Source organism: Pseudomonas oleovorans subsp. oleovorans, from assembly GCF_002197815.1.
GTDB lineage: Bacteria > Pseudomonadota > Gammaproteobacteria > Pseudomonadales > Pseudomonadaceae > Aquipseudomonas > Aquipseudomonas oleovorans.
On sequence record NZ_NIUB01000005.1, the window covers coordinates 55,759 to 81,627 of the forward strand.

General features: G+C 64.8%; 22 protein-coding genes. 10 read left to right on the forward strand and 12 right to left on the reverse strand.

The features are described 5' to 3' along the window. Nucleotides 1-249 precede the first annotated feature (249 nt). Entirely contained in the window at nucleotides 250-1,026 is a 777-nt protein-coding gene (locus tag PSOLE_RS04100; RefSeq protein WP_074856954.1) for an IclR family transcriptional regulator, read from the reverse strand. 554 nt (nucleotides 1,027-1,580) lie between these two features. Between PSOLE_RS04100 and PSOLE_RS04105 the strand changes: the two genes are divergently transcribed. From PSOLE_RS04105 to PSOLE_RS04115, 3 genes are all read left to right on the forward strand, one after another. Next, the gene (locus PSOLE_RS04105) at nucleotides 1,581-2,051 is read left to right on the forward strand and encodes a tripartite tricarboxylate transporter TctB family protein (RefSeq protein WP_074856956.1); all 471 of its coding nucleotides are present in this window, start codon (nucleotides 1,581-1,583) and stop codon (nucleotides 2,049-2,051) included. 13 nt (nucleotides 2,052-2,064) lie between these two features. Next, nucleotides 2,065-3,579, forward strand: coding sequence for a tripartite tricarboxylate transporter permease (locus PSOLE_RS04110; RefSeq protein WP_074856959.1), 1,515 nt, complete (start codon nucleotides 2,065-2,067; stop codon nucleotides 3,577-3,579). A gap of 69 nt (nucleotides 3,580-3,648) precedes the next feature. Continuing rightward, nucleotides 3,649-4,650: a tripartite tricarboxylate transporter substrate binding protein gene (locus tag PSOLE_RS04115; RefSeq protein ID WP_074856962.1), complete on the forward strand. Its 1,002-nt coding sequence runs from the start codon at nucleotides 3,649-3,651 to the stop codon at nucleotides 4,648-4,650. 53 nt (nucleotides 4,651-4,703) lie between these two features. On the opposite strand, the gene PSOLE_RS04120 is transcribed toward PSOLE_RS04115, so the two are convergent. Beyond that, nucleotides 4,704-5,573, reverse strand: a complete 870-nt coding sequence (locus PSOLE_RS04120; RefSeq protein ID WP_074856965.1) for a helix-turn-helix domain-containing protein — start codon at nucleotides 5,571-5,573, stop codon at nucleotides 4,704-4,706. 131 nt (nucleotides 5,574-5,704) lie between these two features. Here PSOLE_RS04120 and pobA point away from each other — a divergent pair, with 131 nt between their 5' ends. The 7 genes from pobA to PSOLE_RS04155 all read left to right on the forward strand — a co-directional run bounded on the left by pobA (nucleotide 5,705) and on the right by PSOLE_RS04155 (nucleotide 15,451). Next, nucleotides 5,705-6,895 carry a 4-hydroxybenzoate 3-monooxygenase gene (pobA, locus tag PSOLE_RS04125; protein WP_074856967.1) on the forward strand — a complete coding sequence of 397 codons (1,191 nt, stop codon included), beginning with the start codon at nucleotides 5,705-5,707 and terminating at the stop codon, nucleotides 6,893-6,895. A 206-nt stretch (nucleotides 6,896-7,101) separates the two neighbouring features. Continuing rightward, nucleotides 7,102-8,154, forward strand: a complete 1,053-nt coding sequence (locus PSOLE_RS04130) for a TRAP transporter substrate-binding protein (RefSeq protein WP_021489542.1) — start codon at nucleotides 7,102-7,104, stop codon at nucleotides 8,152-8,154. Nucleotides 8,155-8,212: 58 nt separating this feature from the next. After that, nucleotides 8,213-8,743 carry a TRAP transporter small permease gene (locus PSOLE_RS04135; RefSeq protein ID WP_244597218.1) on the forward strand — a complete coding sequence of 177 codons (531 nt, stop codon included), beginning with the start codon at nucleotides 8,213-8,215 and terminating at the stop codon, nucleotides 8,741-8,743. Next, the gene (locus PSOLE_RS04140; protein ID WP_074856969.1) at nucleotides 8,740-10,062 is read left to right on the forward strand and encodes a TRAP transporter large permease; all 1,323 of its coding nucleotides are present in this window, start codon (nucleotides 8,740-8,742) and stop codon (nucleotides 10,060-10,062) included. The genes PSOLE_RS04135 and PSOLE_RS04140 overlap by 4 nt, the downstream gene beginning before the upstream one ends. Nucleotides 10,063-10,239: 177 nt before the next feature. Further along, nucleotides 10,240-11,481, forward strand: a complete 1,242-nt coding sequence (locus tag PSOLE_RS04145) for an OprD family porin (RefSeq protein WP_074857024.1) — start codon at nucleotides 10,240-10,242, stop codon at nucleotides 11,479-11,481. A 107-nt stretch (nucleotides 11,482-11,588) separates the two neighbouring features. Then, nucleotides 11,589-13,523 (forward strand): methyl-accepting chemotaxis protein, encoded by a 1,935-nt coding sequence (locus PSOLE_RS04150; RefSeq protein WP_074856972.1) that lies wholly within the window; start codon nucleotides 11,589-11,591, stop codon nucleotides 13,521-13,523. Nucleotides 13,524-13,756: 233 nt separating this feature from the next. Beyond that, entirely contained in the window at nucleotides 13,757-15,451 is a 1,695-nt protein-coding gene (locus PSOLE_RS04155; protein WP_074856975.1) for an FAD-dependent oxidoreductase, read from the forward strand. An 80-nt stretch (nucleotides 15,452-15,531) separates the two neighbouring features. Here the strand turns inward: PSOLE_RS04155 and pcaC are convergent, their stop codons facing one another. The 10 genes from pcaC to catA form a co-directional block, all read right to left on the reverse strand. After that, on the reverse strand, nucleotides 15,532-15,927 hold the full coding sequence (gene pcaC / locus PSOLE_RS04160; protein WP_074856978.1) for a 4-carboxymuconolactone decarboxylase: 396 nt from the start codon (nucleotides 15,925-15,927) through the stop codon (nucleotides 15,532-15,534). A gap of 105 nt (nucleotides 15,928-16,032) precedes the next feature. Continuing rightward, on the reverse strand, nucleotides 16,033-16,821 hold the full coding sequence (pcaD, locus tag PSOLE_RS04165; protein WP_074856981.1) for a 3-oxoadipate enol-lactonase: 789 nt from the start codon (nucleotides 16,819-16,821) through the stop codon (nucleotides 16,033-16,035). 9 nt (nucleotides 16,822-16,830) lie between these two features. Beyond that, a complete protein-coding gene (locus tag PSOLE_RS04170; protein WP_074856983.1) occupies nucleotides 16,831-18,183 on the reverse strand; it encodes a 3-carboxy-cis,cis-muconate cycloisomerase in 1,353 nt (450 codons plus the stop codon). Nucleotides 18,184-18,326: 143 nt separating this feature from the next. After that, the gene (gene pcaF, locus PSOLE_RS04175) at nucleotides 18,327-19,532 is read right to left on the reverse strand and encodes a 3-oxoadipyl-CoA thiolase (RefSeq protein ID WP_074856985.1); all 1,206 of its coding nucleotides are present in this window, start codon (nucleotides 19,530-19,532) and stop codon (nucleotides 18,327-18,329) included. Beyond that, nucleotides 19,529-20,311 carry a CoA-transferase subunit beta gene (locus PSOLE_RS04180; protein ID WP_045736180.1) on the reverse strand — a complete coding sequence of 261 codons (783 nt, stop codon included), beginning with the start codon at nucleotides 20,309-20,311 and terminating at the stop codon, nucleotides 19,529-19,531. Before PSOLE_RS04180 ends, pcaF begins: the two co-directional genes overlap by 4 nt. Then, nucleotides 20,311-21,159 carry a CoA transferase subunit A gene (locus PSOLE_RS04185; RefSeq protein ID WP_074856988.1) on the reverse strand — a complete coding sequence of 283 codons (849 nt, stop codon included), beginning with the start codon at nucleotides 21,157-21,159 and terminating at the stop codon, nucleotides 20,311-20,313. Before PSOLE_RS04185 ends, PSOLE_RS04180 begins: the two co-directional genes overlap by 1 nt. 125 nt (nucleotides 21,160-21,284) lie before the next feature. Next, on the reverse strand, nucleotides 21,285-22,154 hold the full coding sequence (locus PSOLE_RS24905; protein WP_074856994.1) for a methyl-accepting chemotaxis protein: 870 nt from the start codon (nucleotides 22,152-22,154) through the stop codon (nucleotides 21,285-21,287). A gap of 52 nt (nucleotides 22,155-22,206) precedes the next feature. Beyond that, a complete protein-coding gene (locus tag PSOLE_RS04195) occupies nucleotides 22,207-23,487 on the reverse strand; it encodes an OprD family porin (protein WP_074856997.1) in 1,281 nt (426 codons plus the stop codon). An 85-nt stretch (nucleotides 23,488-23,572) separates the two neighbouring features. Then, nucleotides 23,573-24,781, reverse strand: coding sequence for a benzoate/H(+) symporter BenE family transporter (locus PSOLE_RS04200; protein WP_074857002.1), 1,209 nt, complete (start codon nucleotides 24,779-24,781; stop codon nucleotides 23,573-23,575). A gap of 120 nt (nucleotides 24,782-24,901) precedes the next feature. Continuing rightward, on the reverse strand, nucleotides 24,902-25,843 hold the full coding sequence (gene catA / locus PSOLE_RS04205) for a catechol 1,2-dioxygenase (RefSeq protein WP_074857005.1): 942 nt from the start codon (nucleotides 25,841-25,843) through the stop codon (nucleotides 24,902-24,904). Nucleotides 25,844-25,869 lie beyond the last annotated feature (26 nt).

A 25,869-nucleotide genomic window follows, 5' to 3' on the forward strand; every position in this document is an offset into this window, starting at 1 on the left:
GGCGCACCCCATGCATCAGGCGCAGACCTTTTTAATATTTAGAACTCAGTTCCAAAATTTACGCAAGACGAAAATACAGAGGAGCTTTGCGCGGTACGGAAACGTCGTAGGGTGTGCCGTGCGCACCGAAACCGGCAAAGGAATCGGATTCGACAGGCCGTAGCAGCGGCCTCCGCAGCGAATCACCGTGCTTCGCGGCTGAAGCCGCTCCTACAATGACGTGGGTGCGGGCGTGCCGTTTCTAGCCGATCAGGCGAACAACTCGGAGGCAGGGCTGGCAGCGGACAACTCGTCGGCAGCAGCCAGCAGATCTGCGGCCAGCTCGTGCATGCGCGCAAGCGGCAAACGTGCGCTCGGGCCGGCGATGCTGAGCACACCGATCACCCGACCATCACGCGGGTCACGCACTACTGCAGCCAGCGCTGCGGTGCCGATCGACGAACTTTCCATGACCCAGGCATAACCCTGCTGACGCGCCAGAGCCAGGCGCTGCAGCAACTCCTGTTCGTTGCGTGGCGCATTTGGGCCGACGTCGGCAGGGTCGGCGATACCCTGCCGCGCCACCAACGCCAACGCTTCTGCATCGCTCATGCTGGCAAGCCAGGCGTGCCCGGATGCGGTGTAGAACAGCGGCGCGTCACGCCCCATGTCAGGGTCGTAGCGCAGGCCGGAACGGGCGCCCTGGCTCTTGGCAATCCAGGTTTGGCGCTCGCCCTCTATCACGCCAAGGCGTACCAGCTCGCCGCTGGTTTCGGCCAGGCCATCGAGAATCGGCTGCACCACATCAGCGCCGCTGTTGGTCAGATAGCGAAAGCCCAGCGCCACCAGTTTGGTGGAAAGCCGATAGCGACTGGTGAGCGCATCCTGGCGTACGTAACCCAGGCGAATCAGCTCGGCGAGCATGCGATGCGTGGCGCTCTTGGGAATATCCAGCTCATCGGCCAGAACCTGCATCTGCACGCCACGGGCGTCGCGAGTGAGGCTTTCGAGAAGGCTGAGCGCGCGTTCAATCTGACTGCCGGCCATGAGAGAGTCCTGGAAAATTTGCGCCGATTCTAAGAGACAAGCGCCCGCCGATGCGAGCCAGACGCACGCCTGCCTCTGGATGCAGGGACGCGGACGCGCGATACTGCCGACGCAACGCGTAATGTACTAACTGGTTCGTTCTTGTTCGGTTATCGAACAGAACCCCGTTTAGCGAATTGAAATGGCCAGCCTGGTCGGCTCACTATTCTGACCACGCCTGAAAACGAAGCGATCTTCTGCCTGGTGCATCACGCTTCGAATCTTTCAGCAGCCAATAAATATAAGAAGGTCAATTGTCATGTCACAGCCTATGCACCTGCGTGCCCCGGCCTCCCATGCCACAGCCAGGGCCACTCCTTGCCCGGCCACCAGCTCGTTGCTCGACGACTGGTCCTCCCTATCGACGCTAGCCATGCCCGTCCTCGCCCCTGCCTGTCATGACATGCACAGGAGCTTCCGGCCGCGCCTGATCAGCTCGCTGCTTGCCAGACTGCTACCTGCACGCAAAGCCTGACTCAGCCCCTTACCCTCCCCCATTCTGTCGGAGCGATAGCATGAACAAGACAGACAAGATGCTGGTCGGCGAGCGCACGTTCTGCGCCCTGCTGCTGGTGTTCAGCCTGGTGATCTTCTACCTGGCCTACCAGATTTCCGGCTTCTCCTCGGCCAACTCTCCAGGCGCCTTTCCTATCGGCGTGGCGCTGGTAATGATCCTGTCGGCGGTGAAGATTGCCTTCGAACTGGTTGGCAAGGCACGCCCCGACTGCAGTGGCTGGCTCGATGCCTTCCAGCAGTTCCGTAGCCAGCATTTCCCCAGAGCTGTGCTGATCTTTGGCCTGCTGGCCGTGACGTACCTGGCGGCTATTCAGTGGGTCAGTTTCTACGTCAGTACCTTCCTTTTCCTGGTGCTGTCGATCGTCTACCTGCGCAATGGCCGCGTTCTCAACGCCATCCTGATCGCAGCTGTGTTGCTGGTGCTGATCTATTTGCTGTTCAGCCTGGCCTTCAGCGTTTACCTGCCATAACGAGGCACCCGAGATGAGCGATACCTTTTCCTACCTGCTGATGGCCTGGAGTGATCCGCAGCTGCTGATGCTGACTGCGCTGGGCACCTTTGCCGGCATCTATATCGGCGCCATCCCAGGCCTGTCGGTGACCATGGCAGTGTCCATCCTGGTGTCCTTCACCTTCTCCTGGGACGTCAACGACGCCCTGGCGCTGATCGTCGGCATCTTCATTGGCGGCGTTTACGGTGGCTCGCGCAGCGCCATCCTGCTGAACATCCCCGGCGCGCCCTCCTCAGTGGCCACGGCCTTCGATGGTTACCCACTGGCACAACAGGGCGAAGCCGGACGCGCCATCGGCCTGAGCACCGTAATGTCGGTGGTCGGCGGCATCGTCGGCACCATCATGCTCGCCAGTGCCGCACCGCTGATCGGCGATCTGGCTCTGCGGTTCGCTCCGCGCGACTACTTTCTGGTGGCGACCATCGGCCTGCTGCTGGTAGGCAGCCTATCTGAAGGCTCACTGGCCAAGGGCATCTTCGCTGCAGCACTGGGTGCGATCATCGGTCTGGTAGGCATGGACCCGGTCACCGCCGAAGGGCGCTTCACGCTCGGCCAGGTCGAACTGATGGGCGGCATCCACTACGTGGTGCTGATGATCGGCCTGTTCGGCGTCGCCGAGGCCTTCTATCAATTGCATAACCTGGACAGCCCGGTGATTCGGCAGAAGGTCGACAAGATCCTGCCGTCCTTCGCCATGGTTCTGAAATTCCTGCCGCTGTCGATCCGCACCTCGATCATCGGCGTGGTGGTCGGCGTGTTGCCGGGCGTCGGCGGTGACATCGCTGCACTGATGGCCTACGACCATGCCAAGCGCACCGTGAAAAATCCGTCCAAACCATTCGGCAAGGGAGCCTACGAAGGCCTGGTCGCCCCGGAAACCGCCAACAGCGCAGCGGTCGGTGGCGCCTACGTGCCGATGCTGACTCTGGGCATGCCTGGCGACGCGGTTACGGCGGTGATCATCGGCGCACTGGTCGTGCATGGTCTGAACCCCGGCCCGATGCTCATGGTAGAGAACCCGCACATTTTCTACTTCACCGTCGGCAACCTGCTGCTGGCCAACGTGTTTCTGATGATCTTCGGCCTGATGGGCATCAAGCTGTTCGCCAAGTTCGTCGAAATGCCCAAGGCCGTGCTGATCCCGCTGATCCTGGTGCTCTGCGTGGTCGGGACCTACTCGATCAACAGCAGCATGACCGAGGTGTACTGGATGCTCGGCTTCGGTGTGCTCGGCTACCTGCTGAAGATCTTCGGCTTCCAGATGGGCCCGATCATCCTCGGCGCCATCCTCGGCCCGCTGATGGACACCTCGTATCGCCAGGCGATGTCCTCGGCCGGCGATCACCCGGGGGAGCTACTGCAGGGTCTGGTCACCAGCCCGCTGTCGCTGATCCTGACCAGTGCGGTAGTGCTGATTCTGCTGGGCAACACCCCGCTACTGAAGAAACTCAAGAGCAAGTTCAGCCCCGCCTCCACGCGCGGCTGACACACGAGCACCAACAGGTGTGCCCCGACCTTGACTGGGGCTCACAACAACAAGCGATGGAGAGTCCCGATGTTCAAATCCCTTCTGACCGGCGCCGCCCTCGGCCTCAGCGCCCTGACTATGGCTCTGCCGGCCCATGCCGAATACCCCGAGCGCAGCATCCAGGCGGTCATTCCCTGGGGCGCCGGCGGTGCTACCGACAACGTCATGCGCAGCCTGACGCCCTACGTGGAAAAAGAACTGGGCGGCAAGTTCATCCTCAACAACCGTCCGGGCGGCACCGCCGTGATCGGCAGCACCTTCGTCAAGACCCAGCGTCCTGACGGTTACACCGTCCTGCTCGGCGCAGAGAACCCGCAGCTGTACAAAGTGCTGAAACTGGCCGACTTCGACTACGCCGACTTCTACCCGGTGAGCATCATTGGCCAGAACGTGGTGGTGATCGCCGCCAACGCCGACGCGCCGTTCAACAACATGGCTGAGCTGATGGCTGCCGCCAAGGCCAACCCGGACACCCTGCGCATGGGTTCCACTGGTGCCGGCGGCTTACCGAGCACCGTCAGCGCGATGATCAACGCTGTGGACGAGCTGAAAGTGCGTGAAGTGACCTTCGGCGGCGACGGCCCCGGTATCACCGCACTGATGGGCAATCATATCGACTTCATGCCGCTGAGCCTGGCCGCCGCGCGCGAGCTGGTACGCAGCGGCAAGCTCAAGGCCCTGGCCGTGTTCGCCACCGAGGAAACCCCGGAGCTGCCGGGCGTGGAGCCGATCACCAAGTCGCTGCCGGCCATCGCAGAGTACCTGCCGTGGGGTCCGTTCTGGGGCGCCTTCGTACGCAAGGACACCCCGGATGACGTCAAGCAGAAGCTGGTCGATGCCTACGCCAAGGCCGTGGCCAATCCCGAGTTCCAGGGCTTCCTGAAGAACTTCGGTGCACAGAGCCTGAACCTCAACGGCGCCGAAGCCGAGGAGTTCCTCAAGCGCTGGCAGTCGGTCACCACCTGGTCGATGTACAAGGCCAAGGCCATCGAGATCTCCCCGGACTCGGTCGGCATCGCCAAGCCCTGATTCCCGCCTACGGGTGCCTTCGGCGCCCGCCTTCCTTTCGCCTGCATCGCTGCTCAGCGATGCAGGCGAAATGCCTTCGGCGCCAGCCCGGTGCCTCGTTTGAAAAAGCGCGAAAAATAGCCCGGCTCGGAAAAGCCCAGACTGTCCGAGACCTGGCTTACGGTCATGGTGGTGTACACCAGGCAACGCTTTGCCTCGAGCAGCAGACGCTGATTGATCAGCTGCAGCGCGGACTGTCCGGCCAATCGCCGGCATAACGCATTTAGATGCGCAGTGCTGATGCCCAGGCGCGACGCGTAATGCTCGATGGGCAGATGCTCGCGAAAGTGCGTTTCGAGCAATTGCACGAATGCCTGCACATGCTCACGCCCTCGCCCATCCGCCGGTTCCTGCGCCTCGCTTCGTGCCAGCTGGCGTCGCGCGACAGCAACCAGCAGGACGCTGATCAGCGACTGCAGCATCAGTTCTCGCGCAGGTTGCAGGCGGCCGTACTCCTGACTGATCGACTCGAACAGCGCATCCAGATAACGCCGCTGCTCGTCCACCTCAAAGCACACCGGAGCCTGCAACCACTGCAGACCCAATGGCTGAGCCAGTTGCTCGACCAGCGGCTGCGCCAGGCTCAGTACGTAGCCTTGAACATCGCAGGAAAAGCGAAAACCGTGGACGCACAGCGCCGGCACGACCTGCAACGAAGCGCGGTCTACCTGGCGTACTTGCCCTTCGATTTCCAGCTCCGCTTCACCCGCCTGCACATAGAGCAACTGCAGCAGATCGCCATGGCGATGCGGTTTGATCTCCCAGCCGTGCAGCTGGCTGCGCTCGGGAATCGATTCGCAGTGGATGAGGTCAGGTGTCGGCCATGCAGCCGTCTCACCGTACAGTTTGAATACCGGTACCAGGGAAGCTTTCGAAGCGGTCATGGCGGCGCTTAAATCATCGAAAAGTCCAAGAATATTTTCCGATATTGCCTTCTAACCCAAGGTGCATCCACAAAAAATACAGACCTGAGCCTGTCATCGGCGTAAAGCCGATGACCTACTGGAGAACAATAATGAACACTCAGGTCGCCATCATCGGCGCAGGCCCTTCCGGCCTGCTTCTCGGCCAACTGCTGCACAACGCCGGCATCGACAACATCATTCTCGAACGCCAGAGCCCGGACTATGTACTCGGTCGTATCCGCGCTGGTGTACTCGAGCAGGGCATGGTCGATCTATTGCGCGAAGCCGACGTTGCCGCACGCATGGATCGCGAAGGCCTGCCGCACGACGGCTTCCAGCTGGCCTTCGATGGTCGCTGCGAACGCATCGATCTCAAAGCCCTGACCGGTGGCAAAGGCGTGATGGTCTACGGCCAGACCGAAGTCACCCGCGACCTGATGGAGGCTCGCCAAGCCAGTGGCGCAATCACCCTGTACAACACCAGCGAGGTGCAACTGCACGAACTCAAGGGCGAACGCCCTTATCTGACCTTTGAGCACGAAGGCCGCTCCCAGCGTCTGGAGTGCGATTACATCGCAGGCTGCGACGGCTTCCATGGCGTATCGCGGCAATCAATACCGGCTGGTGTGCTCAAGGAATTCGAGCGGGTGTACCCGTTCGGCTGGCTGGGAATTCTGGCCGACACACCCCCGGTGCATGAAGAACTGATCTACGCCAACCATGAGCGCGGCTTCGCCCTGTGCAGCATGCGATCACCGACACGCACTCGCTATTACGTGCAGGTCGCCGCCGAAGAGAAGGTCGAGGACTGGTCCGACGAGCGCTTCTGGGACGAACTCAAGCGCCGCCTGCCAGACCAGGTTGCCAGTCAGCTGATCACCGGTCCTTCGATCGAGAAGAGCATCGCGCCACTGCGCAGCTTCGTCGTCGAACCAATGCAGTATGGCCGCTTGTTTCTGCTGGGTGATGCCGCGCACATCGTGCCGCCAACCGGTGCCAAGGGGCTCAATCTAGCGGCGAGTGACGTCAGCACCCTCTATCGCATTTTGCTCAAGGTCTACCGAGAAGGCCGCACTGATCTGCTCGAACGCTACTCGGCGATCTGTCTGAGGCGTATCTGGAAAGCCGAGCGTTTCTCCTGGTGGATGACCTCGATGCTGCATCGTTTCCCCGATACCGATGCCTTCAGCCGCCGCATGCAGGAGACCGAGCTGGACTACTTCGTCAGTTCCGAAGCCGGCCGCAGAACCATCGCCGAGAACTACGTCGGCCTGCCCTACGAGCCCATCGAACAGGAGTGATGAGCGATATTCGCCCAAGGCCTTCCAAGCAGGCTTCGGGCACACGCAATTCGTTCGTTTATCGCACACTAAGTCGTTAATCGAATTGAATAGCCCCTCGCTAACTCGCACCATGCGAACAGCGAATCCTAGCGGCAGCAGTATTGCAGCCGAGTTTGGCTGTACCTGAGTCGCCTACTAACAATGAATAAGAAAGGACATTTGCGATGCACAAGCTTTCCAAGGCTTTGCTGACGCTGCTTGCCACCAGCGTCATGACCTGGGCCAACGCCGACGAGGCCGAGGTCACCCTCAAGGTTCACCACTTCCTGCCGGCGCACTCGGTGACCCAGGCCGACTTTCTCAAGCCCTGGGCAGAGAAGATCACCGCCGAATCCAATGGTCGGATCCAGTTTCAGTTCTACCCTTCCATGCAGTTGGGCGGCACCCCGCCGCAACTGATCGACCAGGCGCGTGACGGCGTCGCCGACATCGTCTGGACCCTGCCTGGCTACACCAGCGGCCGCTTCCCGCTGGCATCGGCATTCGAGATGCCGTTCATGAGCCGCTCTTCGGAAGCCAGCAGCCAGGCCATGTGGGATTTCCTCGAAGCCCACGGGCAGAAGGAGTTCGCCGACGTGCATCTGCTCGCGACTCACCTGACCGATGGCGCGCTGCTGCACACAGTGAAGAAACCGGTGCGTAGTCTGGCCGACTTCCGTGGCCTGAAACTGCGCTCGGCCAACCGCATCTCCACCAAGCTGATCTCCATGCTCGGTGCCACCCCGGTGGCCATGCCGGTACCGCAGGTGCCGGAAGCGCTGTCCAAGGGTGTGGTCGACGGCGCCGTGCTGCCCTGGGACGTGGTCCCTGCACTGAAGCTGCAGGAACTGGTCAAGTACCACACCGAAATGGCGCCGGGTCAGCCAGCGTTGATGCACACCGCGCTGGTACTGGCGATGAACCCGGCCAAGTACGCCAGCCTGCCCGATGACCTGCGCAAGATCATCGACGCCAACAGCGGTCGTGAGCTCTCACGCCAGGCCGGCCATATCTGGGATACCAACGTGATCGAGACCGGGCACAAGCTGGCGCAATCGCGTGGCAACGAGATCTATGTACTGCCCACCGAAGAACAGGCCAAGTGGATGGCCATCGGCCGCAAGCTGGACAACGACTGGATCAAGGAAGTCGAGAGCAAGGGCAACGACAACGGTGCTGCGCTGCTGCAAGAAGTGCGCGACCTGATCGAAAGCTACAACGCCAAGCTGCCGCACTGATCGTTAACCCTCGTTGTGTTGGCCGGCACCTGCGGTGCCGGTCTTGCGGAGTTCTCTCATGATCGAAAACCCTGCCTTGCCCGGGCAGCCTCAGCACATGCGCCCGTTCGGTCAGTTGCTCGATGTCCTGGCACGCTGGCTGGCACTGGCTGGTGGCCTGGTGCTGGTCGCCATCACCCTGCTGTCGGCCTACAGCATCATCATGCGCAGCCTGTTCGACGCGCCACTGCTCGGCGATGTCGAGCTGGTGCAGATGGGCTGCGGCATTGCCGTGGTGAGTTTCCTGCCGTTGTGCCAGCTGCGTCGTAGCAACGTCATCGTCGACGCCTTCACCTTGCGCGCCTCGGCCACCACCCGGCGCTATCTCGACACGCTCGGCTGTCTGCTGATGGCCGCCTGTGCAGCGCTGCTGGCCTGGCGCTCGGTAATCGGCACGCTGGACACTTACCGCAACGGTGAAGAGTCGATCATCATGGGCATTCCGATGTGGTGGTCGATGACGCCGTTCGCGCCGTCTTTCGTCCTGCTGGCCGTCGTTTCCCTGTACACCGCCTGGCTCGACCAGCGTGGTGAGGGAGGCCAGCAATGAGCAGCGTCGTATTGGGCGGACTCTTTCTCGCCTTCCTCCTGGTTCTGCTGGCCATCCGTATTCCGATCGCCATCGCCATGCTGCTGACCGGTATTGGCGGCTACGTCTCGATCAGCGGCTGGGACCCCTTGCTCAACTACCTGAAGACGGTGGCCTACGCCCGCTATACCGTGTACGACCTGTCGGTGATCCCGCTGTTTCTGCTGATGGGGCAGTTCGCCTCGCGTGGTGGTCTGGCTACCGGCCTGTTCCGTGCCGCAGCCTCCATGGTCGGGCACTGGCGCGGTGGCCTGGCGATCTCCGCCATCGGCTCCTGCGCAGCCTTCGGCGCGGTCTGTGGCTCATCGGTGGCGACCGCGGCGACCATGGGTCAGGTGGCCCTGCCGGAGCTGCGTCGCTACAAGTACTCCAACTCGCTGGCAGTGGGTTGCCTGGCAGCCGGCGGCACCCTGGGCATTCTCATCCCGCCCTCGGTGGTGCTGGTGATCTACGCCATCCTCGCCCAGCAGAACATCTCCACGCTGTTCATGGCCGCCTTCGTGCCGGGCATTCTCGCCGTCATCGGCTACATGATCGCCATCGCCATCTATGTGCGCCTGTTCCCGGACTCCGGCCCCGCACAGGAGCGCTCGAGCTGGAAACAGCGACTGCAGGCGCAGCAGGGTGTGTGGCCGGTACTGCTGATTTTCCTGATCGTACTCGGTGGCATCTACGGCGGCTGGTTCACCCCTACCGAGGCAGCAGCCATCGGTACCGTGGGCACCGGTTTCTTCGCATTCACGCTGGGCAAGATGCGCCTGGCCGAACTCAAGGAAGTGCTACTGGGTACCGGCATCACCACCGCGATGATCTTCATGATCCTGCTGGGCGCCGATGTGATGAACGCTTTCCTGGCCATCTCGCAGTTGCCCAACTTCATCGCCGAAGCGATCAGCGGTGCAGGTCTGCCGCCCTTCCTGGTGCTGGCCGGGATACTCATCCTGTACCTGATCCTCGGCTGCGTGATGGACACCATGTCGATGATCCTGCTGACCATCCCGATTTTCTTCCCGGTGATCATGGGGCTGGACTTCTATGGTCTGGACCAGACCGAGAAGGCCATCTGGTTCGGCATCCTGGCCCTGATGGTGGTGGAGATCGGCATGGTTACCCCGCCTCTGGGCATGAACGTGTACGTGATTGCCGGCATGGCGCGTGACATTCCCATGCGTGACGCCTTCAGGGGCATCGTGCCGTTCCTGATTTCAGACATCGTGCGCGTGGTCATCCTCGTGCTCTTCCCATCGATCACCCTGTGCCTCGTGCGCTGGCTGACCTGACAGAGGACCCGTAATGCATTCAGGCGAACCTCGCTGAACCCCGAATAACTGCCACCACTCTCCCCGATGTAGAAGCGTATCCGCCGCTACGGAGGGGAGCTTTCAACCTTGAAAAAGGAAACGATAACAATGAAAACAGCTCTGTACCTCGCTCCAAGTGCAATTGCCGTTGCCATCATGGCCTCCAGCCTCTCGGTCGGAGTCCAGGCCGCCGGCTTTGTCGAAGACGCCAAGGTCACACTCGGCCTGCGTAACTACTACTTCAACCGCAATTACCTGAACGGCACTGATCCGATGATCGGCCCGGCAACTAATCGCGAGCGTCAGGGCCAGGCCGAAGGCTGGACTCAGAGCTTCATTCTCGATGCCCGTTCCGGCTTCACCGAAGGCACCGTCGGTTTCGGCCTGGATGTGCTCGGCCTTTACAGCATCAAGCTGGACGGCAACCGCGGCGCTGCCAACACCCAACTGATGCCTATTCACGACGACGGCCAGGCTGCTGACCAGTTCGGCCGTACCGCCGTGGCGGCGAAAGCCAAGATTTCCAAGACCGAACTGAAGGTCGGTGAGTGGTTCGCCGTACTGCCGATCCTGCGTGCAGACGACGGTCGCTCGCTGCCGCAAACCTTCCAGGGCGCACAGCTGACGTCCAACGAGATCGACGGTCTGACTGTGTACGGTGGCCAGTTCTGGAAGAACAGCCAGCGTCACGATGCCAGCCGCGAAGACATGTCGTTCAACGGCGTAGCAGGCGATGACTTCAACTTCGGTGGTGGTGAGTACCGCTTCAACGGCAACAACACCATGGTTGGCGTCTGGCACGCACGCCTCGAAGACGTCTACAAGCAGAGCTACGTGCAACTGACCCACAGCCAACCGGTCGGCGACTGGGTGCTGGGCGCCAACCTCGGCTATGTCACCGGCAAGGAAGAAGGCGCGGCCAAGGCCGGCAAGCTGGACAACAAGGTCTACCAGGGCGCGTTCACTGCCAAGACCGGCAACAACACCTTCACCCTGGCTTATCAGCGCCTGAGCGGCGATACCAAGTTCATGCGTATCGACGGCGCCAGCGGCGGCACTCTGGTCAACGACGGCTTCACCAACAGCTACGACAACCCGGAAGAACGTTCCTGGCAGATCCGCCACGACTACAACTTCGCCGGACTCGGCATTCCGGGCCTGACCCTGATGAACCGTTACGTCAGCGGTAGCAACATCGACGTCTACACCAATGGCGTGAAAACCCGCGAGAACGCCGAGGAATGGGGCCGTGAATCCGAGCTGGCCTACACCATCCAGGAAGGCAACCTCAAGAATCTGAGCATCCGCTGGCGCAACTCTGACGTACGCCGTGATGGCACTGCTCAGGACATCCACGAGAACCGCCTGATCATCAACTACCCGCTTTCGCTCCTGTAAGCATCACGCGGCATCGCTGCACAAGTGACTCCTAGTGTTACGGCACGTTCAGCCCGTCCTCGTGACGGGCTTTTTTTTAATGTGCACCTGTTCGAGGAAGTACCACCATGCGCTGGATTATCGAACGCAGTGCCGACCTCAAGGTCGGCCACAAACTCCTGCTGGGTTTCTCGCTGGTCATGCTGCTGACCCTGGCAGTGGCTCTGGGTGGCTGGCGCACCGCCAGCGAGATTCTCGGGCATGCCGGGCAATCGCTGCAGGTCGCGGACCTCAAGCAGCAGATCCTGCAACTGCGCCTGCTGGAAAAGGACTACCTGCTGGCGCCGCTGGCTGGCCATGAGGTGGCAATCACCGAGCAGCACGCACGTATCGCCGCAGACCTGACGGACATCGCCAGCGATACCGAGCAGTTCCAACAACTGCAACGAGGCAACGACGCCTACCTGCAGCAATTCACCCAATTGCGTGCTACCCAGTCTCAAGCCGGCACGGCGCAGACCGGGATGGCGATACGCGCCGATGAGGCGCTGATCCAGTTCGAGATGGTCACTCAGGACCAGTTCAACCTGATCCGCGACCAACTGCTCGACGGCGAAACTGGCGCACAGAACAGTCTCGACCAGGCCGAGGCGGCAGCCCGCCTGAGCCATATGCTGTTGCTACTGCGCCTGGCGGAGGGGCAGTTCATCCGCAGTGCTGACAACGCCGATGCCGACCTCTGGCAAGCGCGGTTCGTGACCATGACCGAGGCGGCGCAGCAACTGCGCACGCAACTGGCAGCCCTGCAGCAGGCCTCCCTGGACGAAGCGCTGCGCGCGCTCGACAGCTACCGCGAATCCTTCGAGCACTACCGCCAGAGTCGTGAGGCAGAGCAGCAACGCCGCAGCCAACTGACCGATCTGGCGCAGGGCATGTTGCAGCAAGGCAGCGATCTGCAGCAGCACCAGCAACGCGTCATGCATGAAGGCAATCACACGTCGCTGCAGGCTCTTGCCCTGCTTACCGCCGCCGCCTTGCTGCTGGCGCTGCTCGCCAGCTGGCTGATTCGCCGCCTGATTGTCGGGCCGTTGCAGCATTGCCTGCTGCTGGCGCAACAGGTTGCAGCCGGCGACCTCAGCGGTGTTCGCAGCGCCATTCGGCGTGACGAAGTCGGCCAGCTTCTCGGGGCGCTGCACAACATGCGCGACCACCTGCGCGAACTGATCGAGCAGATAGGCGGCAGCGCCACGCAGATTGCCGCGGCAGCAGAACAGCTGTCGGCCGTCAGCGAACAGACCCGTGCGGGGGTGCGCGAACAGAGTGAAGAGTCCGGCCAGACCGCCAGCGCCATGCAGCAAATGGTCGCCAGCGTGCAGCAGGTGGCGGGTGACGCCGAGCACGCCTCGCAAGCCGCACAACAGGCCGAAGCGCAAACCCGCGACGGTGATCGCCAGGTGCGTCAGGTCGTCGAGCAGATCGAGCGCCTGGCCAACGAAGTGGCGCACACCGGGCAGACCGTCGGCCAGGTGCAAGGTGAGAGCCAACGCATCGGCAGCGTGCTGGATGTGATCAAGTCCATCGCCGAGCAGACCAACCTGCTCGCGCTCAACGCCGCCATCGAAGCGGCGCGCGCCGGTGAACAAGGCCGCGGCTTCGCCGTGGTCGCCGATGAAGTACGCGCCCTGGCGCGCCGCACCCAGGACTCGACTAGCGAGATCGAAGCGCTGATTGCCAGCCTGCAGCATCGCGTGCAACAGGCCGTCGCTCAGACTCAGGCCAGCCAGAGCCTCAGCCAGGATGCAGTGAGCAGCGTCGAGCGGGCCGGCCAGAGTCTCACGCAGATCAATCAGGCCGTTGCGCTGATCGAGCAGATGAACCAGCAGATCGCCAGTGCCGCCGAGCAGCAGAGTGCGGTGGCGATGGAAATCAACCGTAGCCTGGACAACGTGCGCAGCATCGGCGAACAAAGCGCCAACGCGACCGAACAAACTGCACTGTCCAGCGCCGAGCTGGCCAGGCTGGGTGGCGAGTTGCAGCTGCGCATCGGTCGCTTTCGTACCTGAGGGCTGGAGCTGAGCAGCAAGGGTGGACGACGCGCAGCTTGTCCACCATCTCGACCCATGAGCAAGACGCAATTACTGGCCTTTCGCGGATTGCATCCGCGCTACACCGTCAATAATTGACCGCTAACCGCACGACTTCCCGGGTGAATCATCCGACAGTGCTTGGCGCCTCGACAGTCGACACATAAAATCCGGAACCAAGTTCCAATAAATAACAAATGCGGAGATCTGCCATGTCCAATGCCCCACTCGACTGCGACCTGCTGGTGGTCGGCTCCGGCGCGGCCGGGCTGGCCGCTGCGGTCAGCGCCGCGCACCTGGGCAAACGGGTGATCCTGGTGGAGAAGGACGCGGTGCTGGGCGGCGCGACCGCCTGGTCCGGCGGCTGGCTGTGGGCGCCGCGCAACCCGCTGGCCCAGCGCGCCGGCATCGTCGAAGACATCGAGCAGCCGCGTACCTACCTGCGCAACGAGCTGGGCGAGCATTATCGCCCCGAGCTGGTGGACGCCTTTCTGCAGAATTGCCCGGACATGGTGGCCTTCTTCGAGCAGCACACCGCGCTGCAGTTCGTCGATGGCAATGGCATCCCCGACATGCACGGCGACACGCCCGGCGCTGCTACCGGCGGTCATCAGGTGATCGCCGCGCCCTACGATGGCCGCGAGGTGCTCGACCTGTTGCCACGCCTGCGCAAGACCATGCGCGAGACATCCTTCATGGGCATGCCGATCATGGCCGGCGCTGACCTGGCCGCCTTCCTCAACATGACCCGCTCGTCCAAGGCGCTGCTGCACGTGATCCGGCGCTTCACCAGCCACCTCTACCATCTGGCTCGCTATAGCCGGGCCATGCACCTGGTCAATGGCGTGGCGCTGGTCGCCCGCCTGGCCCGCTCGGCGCAGGACCTGGGCGTGCAGATGCTGGAGTCCACGCCCGCGCAGCGCCTAATCATCGAAGACGGCAGCGTATGCGGCGCCGTGGTGCTGCATGCTGGCGAGGAAAAGACTATCCGCGCCAAAGCGGTGGTGCTGGCTGCTGGCGGTTTTCCCAACGATCCGGAGCGGCGCCAGGCGATGTTCCCGCGCGATGCCAGCGGTCACGACAACCTCGCCCTGCCGCCGCTCAGTTGCTCCGGCGACGGTCTGCGCCTGGGCGAATCCGCTGGCGGACGCGTGGCCGACGACCTGCGCTCGCCGGTGGCTTGGGCTCCGGTGTCCAAGGTGCCCTACCCCGACGGCAGCGTCGGCCATTTCCCGCACATCATCGATCGCGGCAAGCCCGGCATCATCGGCGTGCTGCAAAACGGCCAGCGCTTCGTCAACGAGGCCGGTGGTTACTACGATTACGTCGACGCCATGCTCAAGGCCATCCCCGAGGAGCAGGAAGCATGCTCCTGGCTGATCTGCGACCACCGTTTCCAGCGCCGTTATGGCCTGGGCTTCGCGCGCCCGGCACCGCTGCCGCTATCGCCGCATATACGCAATGGCTATCTCAAACGCGGTGACAGCCTCGAAGAACTGGCTATTGCCTGTGGCATCGACCCGCTTGGTCTGGCCACCACCGTCAGCGAATTCAATCGTCATGCGCGTCAAGGCGAAGACCCGCTGTTCGGCCGCGGCAGCACGCCCTTCAATCGTCGCAGCGGCGATGCCCAGCACGACGGCCCCAACCCCTGCGTGGCACCCATCGAGCAGGGGCCGTTCTATGCGGTGAAGGTACAGCCGGGCTGCTTCGGCACCTTCGCCGGTCTACGCACCGATGGGCATGCGCGGGTGCTGGACGCTGGTGGCCAACCGATACCGGGGCTGTATGCGGCAGGCACCGATATGGCCAGCCCCCTGGGCGGACACTACCCCTCGGGCGGCATCAACATTGGGCCGGCGCTGACCTTCGGCTATATCGCCGGACGCCACGCGGCCACGATCTGAGGTTCACCAGCCACGGATAGCAGGCATAAAAAAGCGCCGCCCGGATGCGTGGTCCGGGCAGCGCTCCATTGCTCGCGGGATCAGTCCTGCAGCGATTCCACACCCAGCTCGTCCCAAACGGCTTCGGCCAAGTGAAAGGTGGCGTTGGCCGCTGGAATGCCGCAGTAGATGGCGCTCTGCATGATCACTTCCTTGATCTCCTCGCGGCTCACCCCGTTGTTCTTCGCCGCACGCAGATGCAGCGTCAGCTCGCCCTCGCGGTTCATGCCGATCAGCATGGCGATGGTGATCAGGCTGCGGGTATGGCGCGGCAGACCCGGGCGCGTCCAGATATCGCCCCAGGCGTGACGGGTGATCATCTCCTGGAACTCACTGTTGAACGGCGTGAGCTTCTCCAGGCTGCGGTCGACATGGGCGTCACCGAGTACCGCGCGGCGTACCTGCATGCCGGCTTCGTAGCGTTGTTTCTCGTCCATCGATCAATCCTCGAATTGGATCTGTAGGAGCGAGCTCTGCTCGCGAAGCGCTTGCGTCGCAATGTTCGCGAGCAGAGCTCGCTCCTACAGGTAAAGATGCAGTGTTCAGGCGCGCAGGAAATCCAGTACGCGTTGGCTGAACTCATCACCAGCCTGCACGTTGGACAGGTGCGCGGCATAGAACTCCACCAGTTCAGCGCCAGCGATACGCGCCTGCATGAAACGGCCGTCCTCGGTGGTGGTGACTGGGTCGCCACTGCCGCAGACGATCAGCGTCGGCGCACGGATGGCGCCCAACTGCTCGCGGTAGTCGGCATCGCGCACGGCCGCGCAGTTGGCTGCGTAGCCTTCGGGCGAAGTCTGCGCCAGCATGCCGACGATGGGCTCGACCTTGCCCGGATTGGCCTCGGCGAAATCAGCGGTGAACCAGCGCGCGATCGAGGCATCACGCAACCCGCGCATGGCCTGCTCGCCCTCGGCCAGCACCGTCTCGATGCGCGGGTTCCACACTTCTGGCGTGCCGATCTTGGCGGCGGTGTTGCACAGCACCAGGCGCTCGATGCGCTCGGGCGCGTTGATACCCAGCCACTGGCCGATCAGGCCGCCCATGGACAGCCCGCAGAAATGCGCCTTGGCAATGCCCAGCGCATCGAGCAGGGCCAGCACGTCGCGGCCGTTCTGTTCGATGCTGTATGGGCCTTCGCTCACCAGCGAGGCGCCATGACCACGGGTGTCGTAGCGCAGCACCTGGAAGTGCTGGGTGAAGGCTTCAATCTGCGCGTCCCACATATGCAGGTCGGTGCCCAGCGAGTTGGACAACACCAGCACCGGCGCACCGGCCGGGCCTTCTAGTAGGTAGTTCAAATCGCCATCGGCGAGACGTATGGCAGGCATGGACAACTCCTAAGAGGAAAATTGCGTGTGTTCGGCAACGGCGCGCTCGACCCAGCGGCGGGCCTGGCCCAGGTAATGCGCCGCATCGAGCAGAGAATCCAGCTCGGCAGCAGAGAGTTGTGCGCTGACCTCGGCATTGGCGCCGAGCACGGCGCGCAGATGAACGCCCTCACGCACCGCCTGTTTGCAGCATTGTTCGATCAGGTGATGAGCCGCGTCGCGGCCGATCTTCTGCGCCAGGGCGATGCTCACCGCCTCAGCCAGCACCAGCCCCTGGGTCAGCTCAAGATTGGCGCGCATACGTGCGGTATCCACTTCCAGCCCCGGCACCACCAGCAGCGCCTGCTGCAAGGCACCGGAGACCAGGCAGCACAGCTCCGGCAGGGTGTCCCACTCGGCGTGCCACAGACCGAGGCTGCGCTCATGCTCCTGCGGCATGGCGGCGAACATGGTCGCCACCAGGCCCGGCGCTCGCGTCGCGGCACCGATCAACACCGCTGCGCTGACCGGATTACGTTTGTGCGGCATCGTCGACGAGCCGCCCTTGCCCGGCGCCGACGGCTCGAAGACTTCGCCAGCTTCGGTCTGCATCAGCAGGCTGAGGTCACGCCCCAGCTTGCCCAGACTGCCGGCGATCATCCCCAGCAGGCTGGCAAATTCCACCAGACGATCACGCTGGGTGTGCCAGGGCTGCTCGGGCAGAGTCAGCTCCAACTCCTGCGCCAGCGCACCGCTGACCGCCCAACCGGCCTCCCCCAGCGCCGCCAGGCTGCCAGAGGCGCCGCCGAACTGCAGGCTCAGCAGGCGCGGCTTGAGTTCGCTCAGGCGCTGACGATGGCGGGTAACGGCGCCGAGCACACCGGCCAGCTTCATGCCGAGGGTGACCGGCGTGGCCTGCTGCAGCCATGTGCGCCCTGCCAGCGGAGTGTCGATATGGCGCTCGGCCTGCGCCGCCAGGGCATCGGCCAGCTTCGCCAGATCGCTTTCCAACAGGCCGATGGCTGCGCGCAGTTGCAGCACCAAGCCGCTGTCCATGGCGTCCTGGCTGGTAGCGCCAAGATGCACGTAACGCTCGGCTTCGGGGTCAGTGGCGGCGATGCGCTTGCCCAGTGCCTTGACCAGCGGGATGGCGGAATTACCCGCCGTGGCGATGGCCTGGGCCAGCGCCGGATAGTCGTAGAGTTCGGCCTTGCAGGTCGACTCGATGGGCGCCACGGCCTCTGTGGGGATCAGCCCGACGCGCGCCTCGGCCCGTGCCAGGGCGGCCTCGAAATCGAGCATGCCCTGCACCCGCCCGGCGTCGCAGAAGATCGCGCGCATGGCAGGGGCGGTGAAATAGGCATCGAAAAGTTGGTTGCTCACGCGCGCAACGCTCCTGGGGAAAATGTACGGCTAGTGTGGCATCAACCGGCGGCGCCGCGCACGGAGGTCGTCTGTGGGAGGGGCTTTAGCCGCGACGGATGAAAAGCGTCGCCGCTGAAGCGCCGCCCACAAGGTTCAGAGCGTCACACCCGCTCGATGGCCAACGCCAGGCCCTGGCCGACGCCTACGCACATGGTCGCCAGACCAAGCTTACCGCCGGTCTTCTCCAGGTGGTGCACGGCGGTGAGCACCAGGCGGTTGCCACTCATCCCCAGCGGGTGGCCGAGGGCGATGGCGCCGCCGTTCGGGTTGACCTTGGCGCTGTCGTCCGGCAAACCGAGGTCGCGGGTGACGGCCAGGCCCTGGGCGGCGAAAGCTTCGTTCAGCTCGATCACGTCGAACTGCTCGATGCTCAGGTTCAGCCGCGCCAACAGCTTGCGCACCGCCGGCACCGGGCCGACGCCCATGATGCGTGGCGCCACGCCGCCGCTGGCCATGCCCAGCACCTTGGCGCGCGGTTTGAGGCCGTACTTCTGCACCGCTTCGGCGGACGCCAGGATCATCGCCGAGGCGCCATCGTTAAGGCCTGAGGCGTTGCCGGCGGTGACGGTCTTGCCTTCGCCGTTGACCGGCTTGAGCTTGGCCAGTCCTTCGGCGGTGGTGTCGGCACGCGGGTGCTCGTCACGGTCGACGACGATCTCGCCCGTCTTGGTCTTGATCACCACCGGGACGATTTCCTCGGCGTAGTAACCACTCTCCTGAGCCGCCGCCGCACGCTGCTGGCTGCGCAGGCCGAAGGCATCCTGGTCCGCGCGGCTGACGCCGTAGTCCTCGGCGACGTTGTCACCGGTGACCGGCATCGGGTCGACGCCGTACTGCGCTTTCATCAGCGGGTTGACGAAGCGCCAGCCCAGGGTGGTGTCTTCCAGTTTCTGGCCGCGGCCAAAGGCGCTGTCGGCCTTGCCCATCACGTAAGGCGCGCGAGTCATGGACTCGACGCCAGCCGCGATGGCCAGCTCCATCTCGCCCGAGGCGATGGCGCGGAAGGCAGCACCGACCGCCTCCATGCCCGAGGCGCACAGGCGGTTGAGGGTCACCCCCGGCACCGTTTCCGGCAGGCCGGCGAGCAGCAGCGCCATGCGCGCCACGTTGCGGTTGTCCTCGCCGGACTGGTTGGCGCAGCCCATGAACACTTCATCGACTGCCGACCAGTCGACCTGCGGGTTGCGCTCGATGAGCGCCTTGAGCGGAATCGCCGCCAAGTCGTCGGCGCGCACCGCCGACAGCGCGCCATTGAGGCGACCAATCGGCGTGCGCACGGCGTCGCAGATGAATACGTCGCGGCTCATTCCTCACCCCCGGCCTGGCCATGGGCGGCGGCGGTGCGCGCTTCCAGGGCGCGCAGCGCTTCCAGCTCGGTGTCGTTCGGCGCCTCGGTCACGGCCAGATTGTCGGCGAAGCGGATGGCCCAGCCGGTGTTCTCGATCACCTGCTCGCGGGTCACGCCCGGGTGCAGCGAGGTGACCACGAATTCGTTGCTGCCGGCTTCCGGCTCCATGATGCACAGGTCGGTGATGATGCCGACCGGGCCCTTGCCGGGCAGGCCGAGCTGCTGACGATGATCACCGCCCTCACCGAAACCGACCGAGGTGATAAAGGCCAGCTTGTCGACGAAGGTGCGGTGCGACTGCTTGAGGATGATCAGCACTTCCTTGGCGCTGCCGGCGATCTCCGGCGCGCCGCCGGCGCCGGGCAGGCGCACCTTCGGGTTGTGGTAGTCGCCGATCACCGTGGTGTTGATATTGCCGAACTTGTCGACCTGGGCCGCGCCGAGAAAACCGACGTCGATGCGCCCACCCTGCAGCCAGTAGCGAAAGATCTCGCCGGTGGGCACCACGGTGTCGGCGGTTTCGGCCAGCTCGCCGTCACCGATCGACAGCGGCAGCACGCTGGGCTTGGCGCCGATCGGGCCGGATTCGTAGATCAGCACCACGTCCGGCGAGGAGGTCAGGCGCGCCAGGTTGGCGGCCTTGGACGGCAGGCCGATGCCGACGAAGCAGACCGCGCCGTTCTTCAGGCGGCGGGCGGCCGCCACGGTCATCATTTCATTAGTGCTGTAGTCGCTCATCACTTGGCCTCCGCAATCTTGGCTTGGAACTCGGCGAAATCGGCAGTGCCGCGGATATAGGTATCGATCCAGGCGGTAAAGGTTTCGCGGTCGCGGGCAATCGGGTCCCAGGCCTGGTAGAAGCGGTTGTCGCGCTCGTAGTAGCCGTGGGCGTAGGACGGGTGGGCGCCGCCGGGCACGTGGCAGACGGCGGTCAGCGCCCAGCTCGGCAGCACGCAGGCGTTCATCGGCGCCTTGAGGTCGTCGACGATCTCCTCGACCGTGACGATGCAGCGCTTGGCCGCCAGGGCCGCTTCCTTCTGCACGCCGAGGATGCCCCACAGCAGCACGTTGCCCTTGCGGTCGGCCTTCTGCGCGTGGATCACGGTGACGTCCGGGCGCACCGCCGGGGTGGCGGCCAGCTTCTCGCCGGTGAAGGGGCAATCGATGAACTTGATGTTCGGGTTGACCTTGGGCAGGTCCGAGCCGGCATAGGCGCGCAGCAGGGCGAACGGCAGGCCCGAGGCGCCGGCGACGTAGGAGTTGGCCAGGTCGGCGTGGCTGTGCTCGTCGATCTCCAGGGCGTTCGGCCACTTCTTCTCGACCGCGTCGCGCAGGCGGTGCAGCGAGCCGACGCCGGGGTTGCCGCCCCAGGAGAAGGTCAGCTTGCGCCCGCAGCCGGCGCCGATCAGCAGGTCGTAGACCAGGTCCGGGGTCATGCGTACCAGGTGCAGGTCTTTCTTGCCCTGGCGGATCAGCTCGTGGGAGGCGGCAGTGGGGATCAAATGGGTGAAGCCTTCGAGGGCGACGCAGTCGCCGTCGTTGACGTGGCGCGAAATGGCTTCGCCCAGGGTGATGATGTCGGCCATCGTGTTGTTCTCGCTTGGGTTGCAGGTGCCACCGGGCAGGGTGACGGTGAGTTCAGATTAGGGCGCGCCATGCAGCGGAACAATCCGATAATCGCCTTATGGTGCGATTATCGAACCATTCCTGATCAGGGGTCGTTCTCCAGCTGCGCGCGCATGCCCAGGGCCAGCGCCTGCTGCGCGGCCAGGCGTGCGACGATGCGCTGCACGATGGCCAGCCGTGCGCTGGCGCCCTCGCGCATCTCGGCCATGGCCTGCAGGGCGTCGGCCGATTGCCCGAGGCCGGCGCGGCTGTCCTCCTCGACCCGGCGCAGGCCGCTGCGCGCGCCTTCGGCGGCCTGCTGCAGGCTGCCGACGATCTGGCGGATCTGTTCGCTGGCGGCGTTGGCGCGTTGCGCCAGGTGGCGCACCTCATCGGCCACCACGGCGAAACCGCGGCCCTGCTCGCCGGCGCGCGCCGCCTCGATGGCGGCATTGAGCGCCAGCAGGTTGGTCTGCTTGGCGATGTCCTGGATGCTGCCGACGATGCTGCCGATGCGCTCGGTCTGCTCGCCGAGGTCGTCGAACACCCGGGTCACCGGCGCCATATGCCCGGCCAGGCGCTCGATGGTGGCGGTGGCGGCGCGGATGCTCTCGGCGCTGCCCTGCACCTTGTCGCCGGCGCCGCGCGCCAGTTGATCGGCGTACTGCATGTCGTCGCGGCTGGCGGCGATGGCCTGTTCCAGCTCGGCCAGGCGCGCCAGCAGCGGCGCCAGATCGAGCCGTGGTTCCGGCAGCACGACAGGCAACGGCGGCGGCGCGAGCGCCGGTTCGGGCTCGGCCAACGGCGCCATGCAGGGCTCCGGGCTGGCCGCCGGGGTGGGCCTGCGCCGCCAGGCGGCGCCGAGACCGGCGAGCAGCGCCAGGGCCGCCAGACCTTGGGCCAGCGGTTCGCCGGCCAGCGCCAGGAGCACGGCGGCGCAGCCGGCGGCGAGCAGGGCGAGTAGCGTTGCGATCATAAGGGTTCTCCGGCAGGTGCCAGGCGCCCTGGGCGGGCGCCTGGGGACGGGTTTAGAGGAGGTTCCAGGTGTAGCTGAAAATCAGCCGGTTCTCGTCGATATCGCTGCGGTAGTTGGAGCGCGCGGTGACGTTGCGCACGCGCACGCCGAGGCCCTTGAGCGCGCCGCTCTGCAGGGTGTAGCCGATGTCCAGGTCGCGCTCCCAATCCTTGCCCTCGTAGCGCGCACCGCCGCGGTTGGTGGCCTGGGCGTCGACGTTGTCGCCGCGGATATAGCGCACCCCGGCCACCAACCCGGGCACGCCCATGGCGGCGAAGTCGTAGTCGTAACGCGCCTGCCAGGAGCGCTCGTCGGCCGAGGCGAACTCGAAAGTCGGCACCTCGTTGCCCAGCGGGCTGACGTTGGCAAATACGCGCGGGAAGGCGTCATCGCCGAACATCGCCTGGTAGCCGACATAGAAGGTGTGGCCGCCGTGCTTGGCCGACAGCAGGGCAAACAGCGCTTGGTTGTCGATCTCACCGAGCAACTGCTTGCCGTCGTCGGCCGAGTCGTAGAAACCGAGGTTGGCGCCGAGGGTCCAGGCGCCCAGCGGCTCGCTGTGCTTGAGGCCGAGGAAGCGCTGCTGGTAGATATCCTCCAGCTGCGCGTACCAGGCGCCGAGCGAGGTGCGCCCGGCATTGAAGGCGTAGTCGCCGCCGGCGTAGTTGAAGGCGTCGCTGCTCGCTGCGCGCTGCGGCAGGTGGCCGAGCATGGCCAGCATCTGGTCGTCGCCGGCCTCGTTGCGCAGGCTGGTGGAATTGAGGTGGCCGGCCTGCAGGGTCAGCCCGGCCAGCTCGTTGGAAACCAGGCTCACGCCCTGGTAGCTGGGCGGCAGCAGGCGGATGTCCGAGTAGGTCAGCACCGGCAGGTTGGGCTGCAGCTCGCCGACTTTCAGCTCGGTCTTGGACAGGCGCAGCTTCGCCGCCAGGCCCAGACGGCTGTAGTCGTCGGCGGCCTTGCCGCTCTCGCGGGTCGGCAACAGGCCGGTGTTGACCCGATCCGGGCTGCTGTCGAGCTTGAGGCCGAGCAGGCCGATGGCGTCGACGCCGAAACCCACCGGCCCCGGGGTGTAGCCGGATTTGACGTTGAGGATGAAACCCTGCGCCCACTCCTCGGCCTTGGACTGCCGGTTCGGCCCGACTATGTCGGAAAAGTCGCGGCTGAAGTAGTAGTTGCGCGCCGTGAGCGTGGCGCTGGCGTCGTCGATAAACCCGCCCTCGCCGGCCTGGCTCAGGCTCGGCAGGCAGGCGGCAATGGCGGTGGACAGCAGGCAAAGGCGTGGGCTGTGTTTCATCGGTAGCGTGCTCTTGTTGTTATCGAGGTTGCAGAAACCCGCCCGGCAGCCCAGGGGTTGCCGGTTCGGGGGAATGGATTGGGGGTTATTCCCTGGCCGGCTCGCCGGCGGGACTGGCAATGGCGGCCGGCTTGCGCAGGCGCAGCAGCAGGTGCGCGGCGAGGCCGAACAGCAGGCCCCAGAAGGCCGCCGACAGGCCGAGGAAACTCACCCCGGAGGCCGTCACCAGGAAGGTGAACAGCCCGGCGTCGCGCTCCTTGGGCTCGCTCAGGCTGCGCGCCAGCGCCTCGCTGAACGCGCCGTACAGCGCCAGCCCGGCCAGGGCGGCGATCAGCGCCGCGGGAAAGGCGGCGAACAGCGACACCAGGGTGGCGCCGGCGATGCCCAGCAGCAGGTAGGCCAGGCTGCCGACCACCGCGGCCACATAGCGCCGTTTGGGGTCTTCATGGGCCTCGCGACCGGTACAGAGGCTGGCGGTGACCGCCGCCAGGTTCAGGCCGTGGCAGCCGAACGGCGCCAGCAGCGCGCCGCCGATGGCGCTGGCGCCGATCAGCGGGCTGGCCGGGGTTTGGTAACCGGCGCCACGCAGCACCGCCATGCCCGGCATGAATTGCCCGGTCAGCGCCACCAGCACCAGCGGCAGCGCCAGGTTGAGGGTGGCGGCGAGGCTGAACTCGGGGGCGATCCACTGCGGCGTGGCCAGCTGCAGCACCAGCGCCTCGCTGCGCAGCTGGCCGCCGAGCAGGGTCAGCCCCGCGCCCACGAGCAATACGCCGGCCACCGCATAGCGCGGTGCCATGCGCCGTAGCAGCAGATAGGTGACGAACATGCTGACGATCAGCAGCGGCTGTTCGGGCAGCGCCTTGAACACCTCGATGCCGAAGGCGAACAGGATGCCGGCCTGCAAACCGGCGGCGATGGAGCCGGGCAGTTTGGCGATCAGCCGATCGAAGCTACCGCTGAGGGCGATCAGCAACAGGATCAGGTTGGCCACCAGGTAGGCGCCGATCGCCTGGTTCAGGCCCAGTTCCGGCAGGGCGCCGACCAGCAGCGCGCTGCCGGGGATCGACCAGGCGATCACCACCGGCGTGCGGTAGCGCAGGCTGAGCAGCAGGCCCAGCGCGCCACTGCCGATGGAAATCGCCCAGACCCAGGACGACAGCAGCGCCTGCGACAGGCCGGCGCTTTCCGCGGCATGGAAGATCAGCACCAGCGGCCCGGCGCAGGAGATGGTGGTGGCGAGCAGCCCGGCCACCAGGGCGGGCAGGCTGAAGTCTTTGAGCAGGGCTTTCATGGTCCCTCGCAAGGTCAGGCTGGCGCTTCTTGGGAAACGCTCTTGTTGTTTACGCCCGGGGGCCGTGCCGCACGGCCCTGGGTGCCGCCCTCACCCGCGAGCGGGCGAGGGCTCGGGGGCTCAGACGCCCTGCAGGGCGCGCGGCCGTGCGTTGCGGCGTTCGGCCTTGGCCTGCGGGGCCTTCTGCAGTTGGAAGTCGAACGTCAGCTCGGCGAAGCGCGGGCCCTGGATGCCGCGATCACGAGCGGCGGCTTCGTCCTCGACGAACTGGATATCGCCGACCAGACCCTCGCGGGTGGCGTAGGCAAAGTCGTCCCACAGGTACTGGTCGCCGGCCAGGTTGATCTGGGTGGTCAGGTGGCGATGGCCCGGCGCGGAGATGAAGAAGTGGATATGCGCCGGACGCTGGCCGTGGCGGCCGAGCAGATCGAGGCATTCCTGGGTCGGACCCTGCGGGTCGCAGCCGTAGCCGCTGGGCACGATGCTGCGTGCGCGGTAGCGGCCCTCGGCGTCGGTGACGATGCGCCGGCGCAGGTTGTAGTCGCTCTGGCTCTGGTCGAAGTAGGAGTAGTTGCCCTTGGTGTTGGCGTGCCACAGGTCGACCACGGCACCGGCCACCGGTTTGCCCTGGGTGTCACGCACCACGCCTTCGAGGAACATCACCGTGGCCACGCCGTCTTCGCTGCCGTCGTCCATCCGCACCTGGCCCTCGGCCAGGGGGGCGCCGGCCACATACAGCGGGCCTTCGATGGTGCGCGGGGTGCCGCCGCTGAGGCCGGCCTCGGCGTCCTTGGCGTCCTGCAGCAGGTCGAGGAAGTGTTCCAGGCCCAGGCCCGGCACCAGCAGGCCGAACTCGCTGCGCGCGCCGAGGCGGTTGAGGTAGTCCACCGCCTGCCAGAATTCGTCGTCGGTCACTTGCAGGTCTTCGATGATCTTCGCCGCGTCGCCGACGATGCGCAGCATCAGCTGCTTGAGGCGCGGGCTGCCCTGCTCGTTGTTGAGGCCGCAGGCCTCGCGGAACAGGTTCTGCACGTCTTGGGTGTGGGAGATTTTCACGGTCATGGTGGCGTACCTCGTTGTTGTTCTGG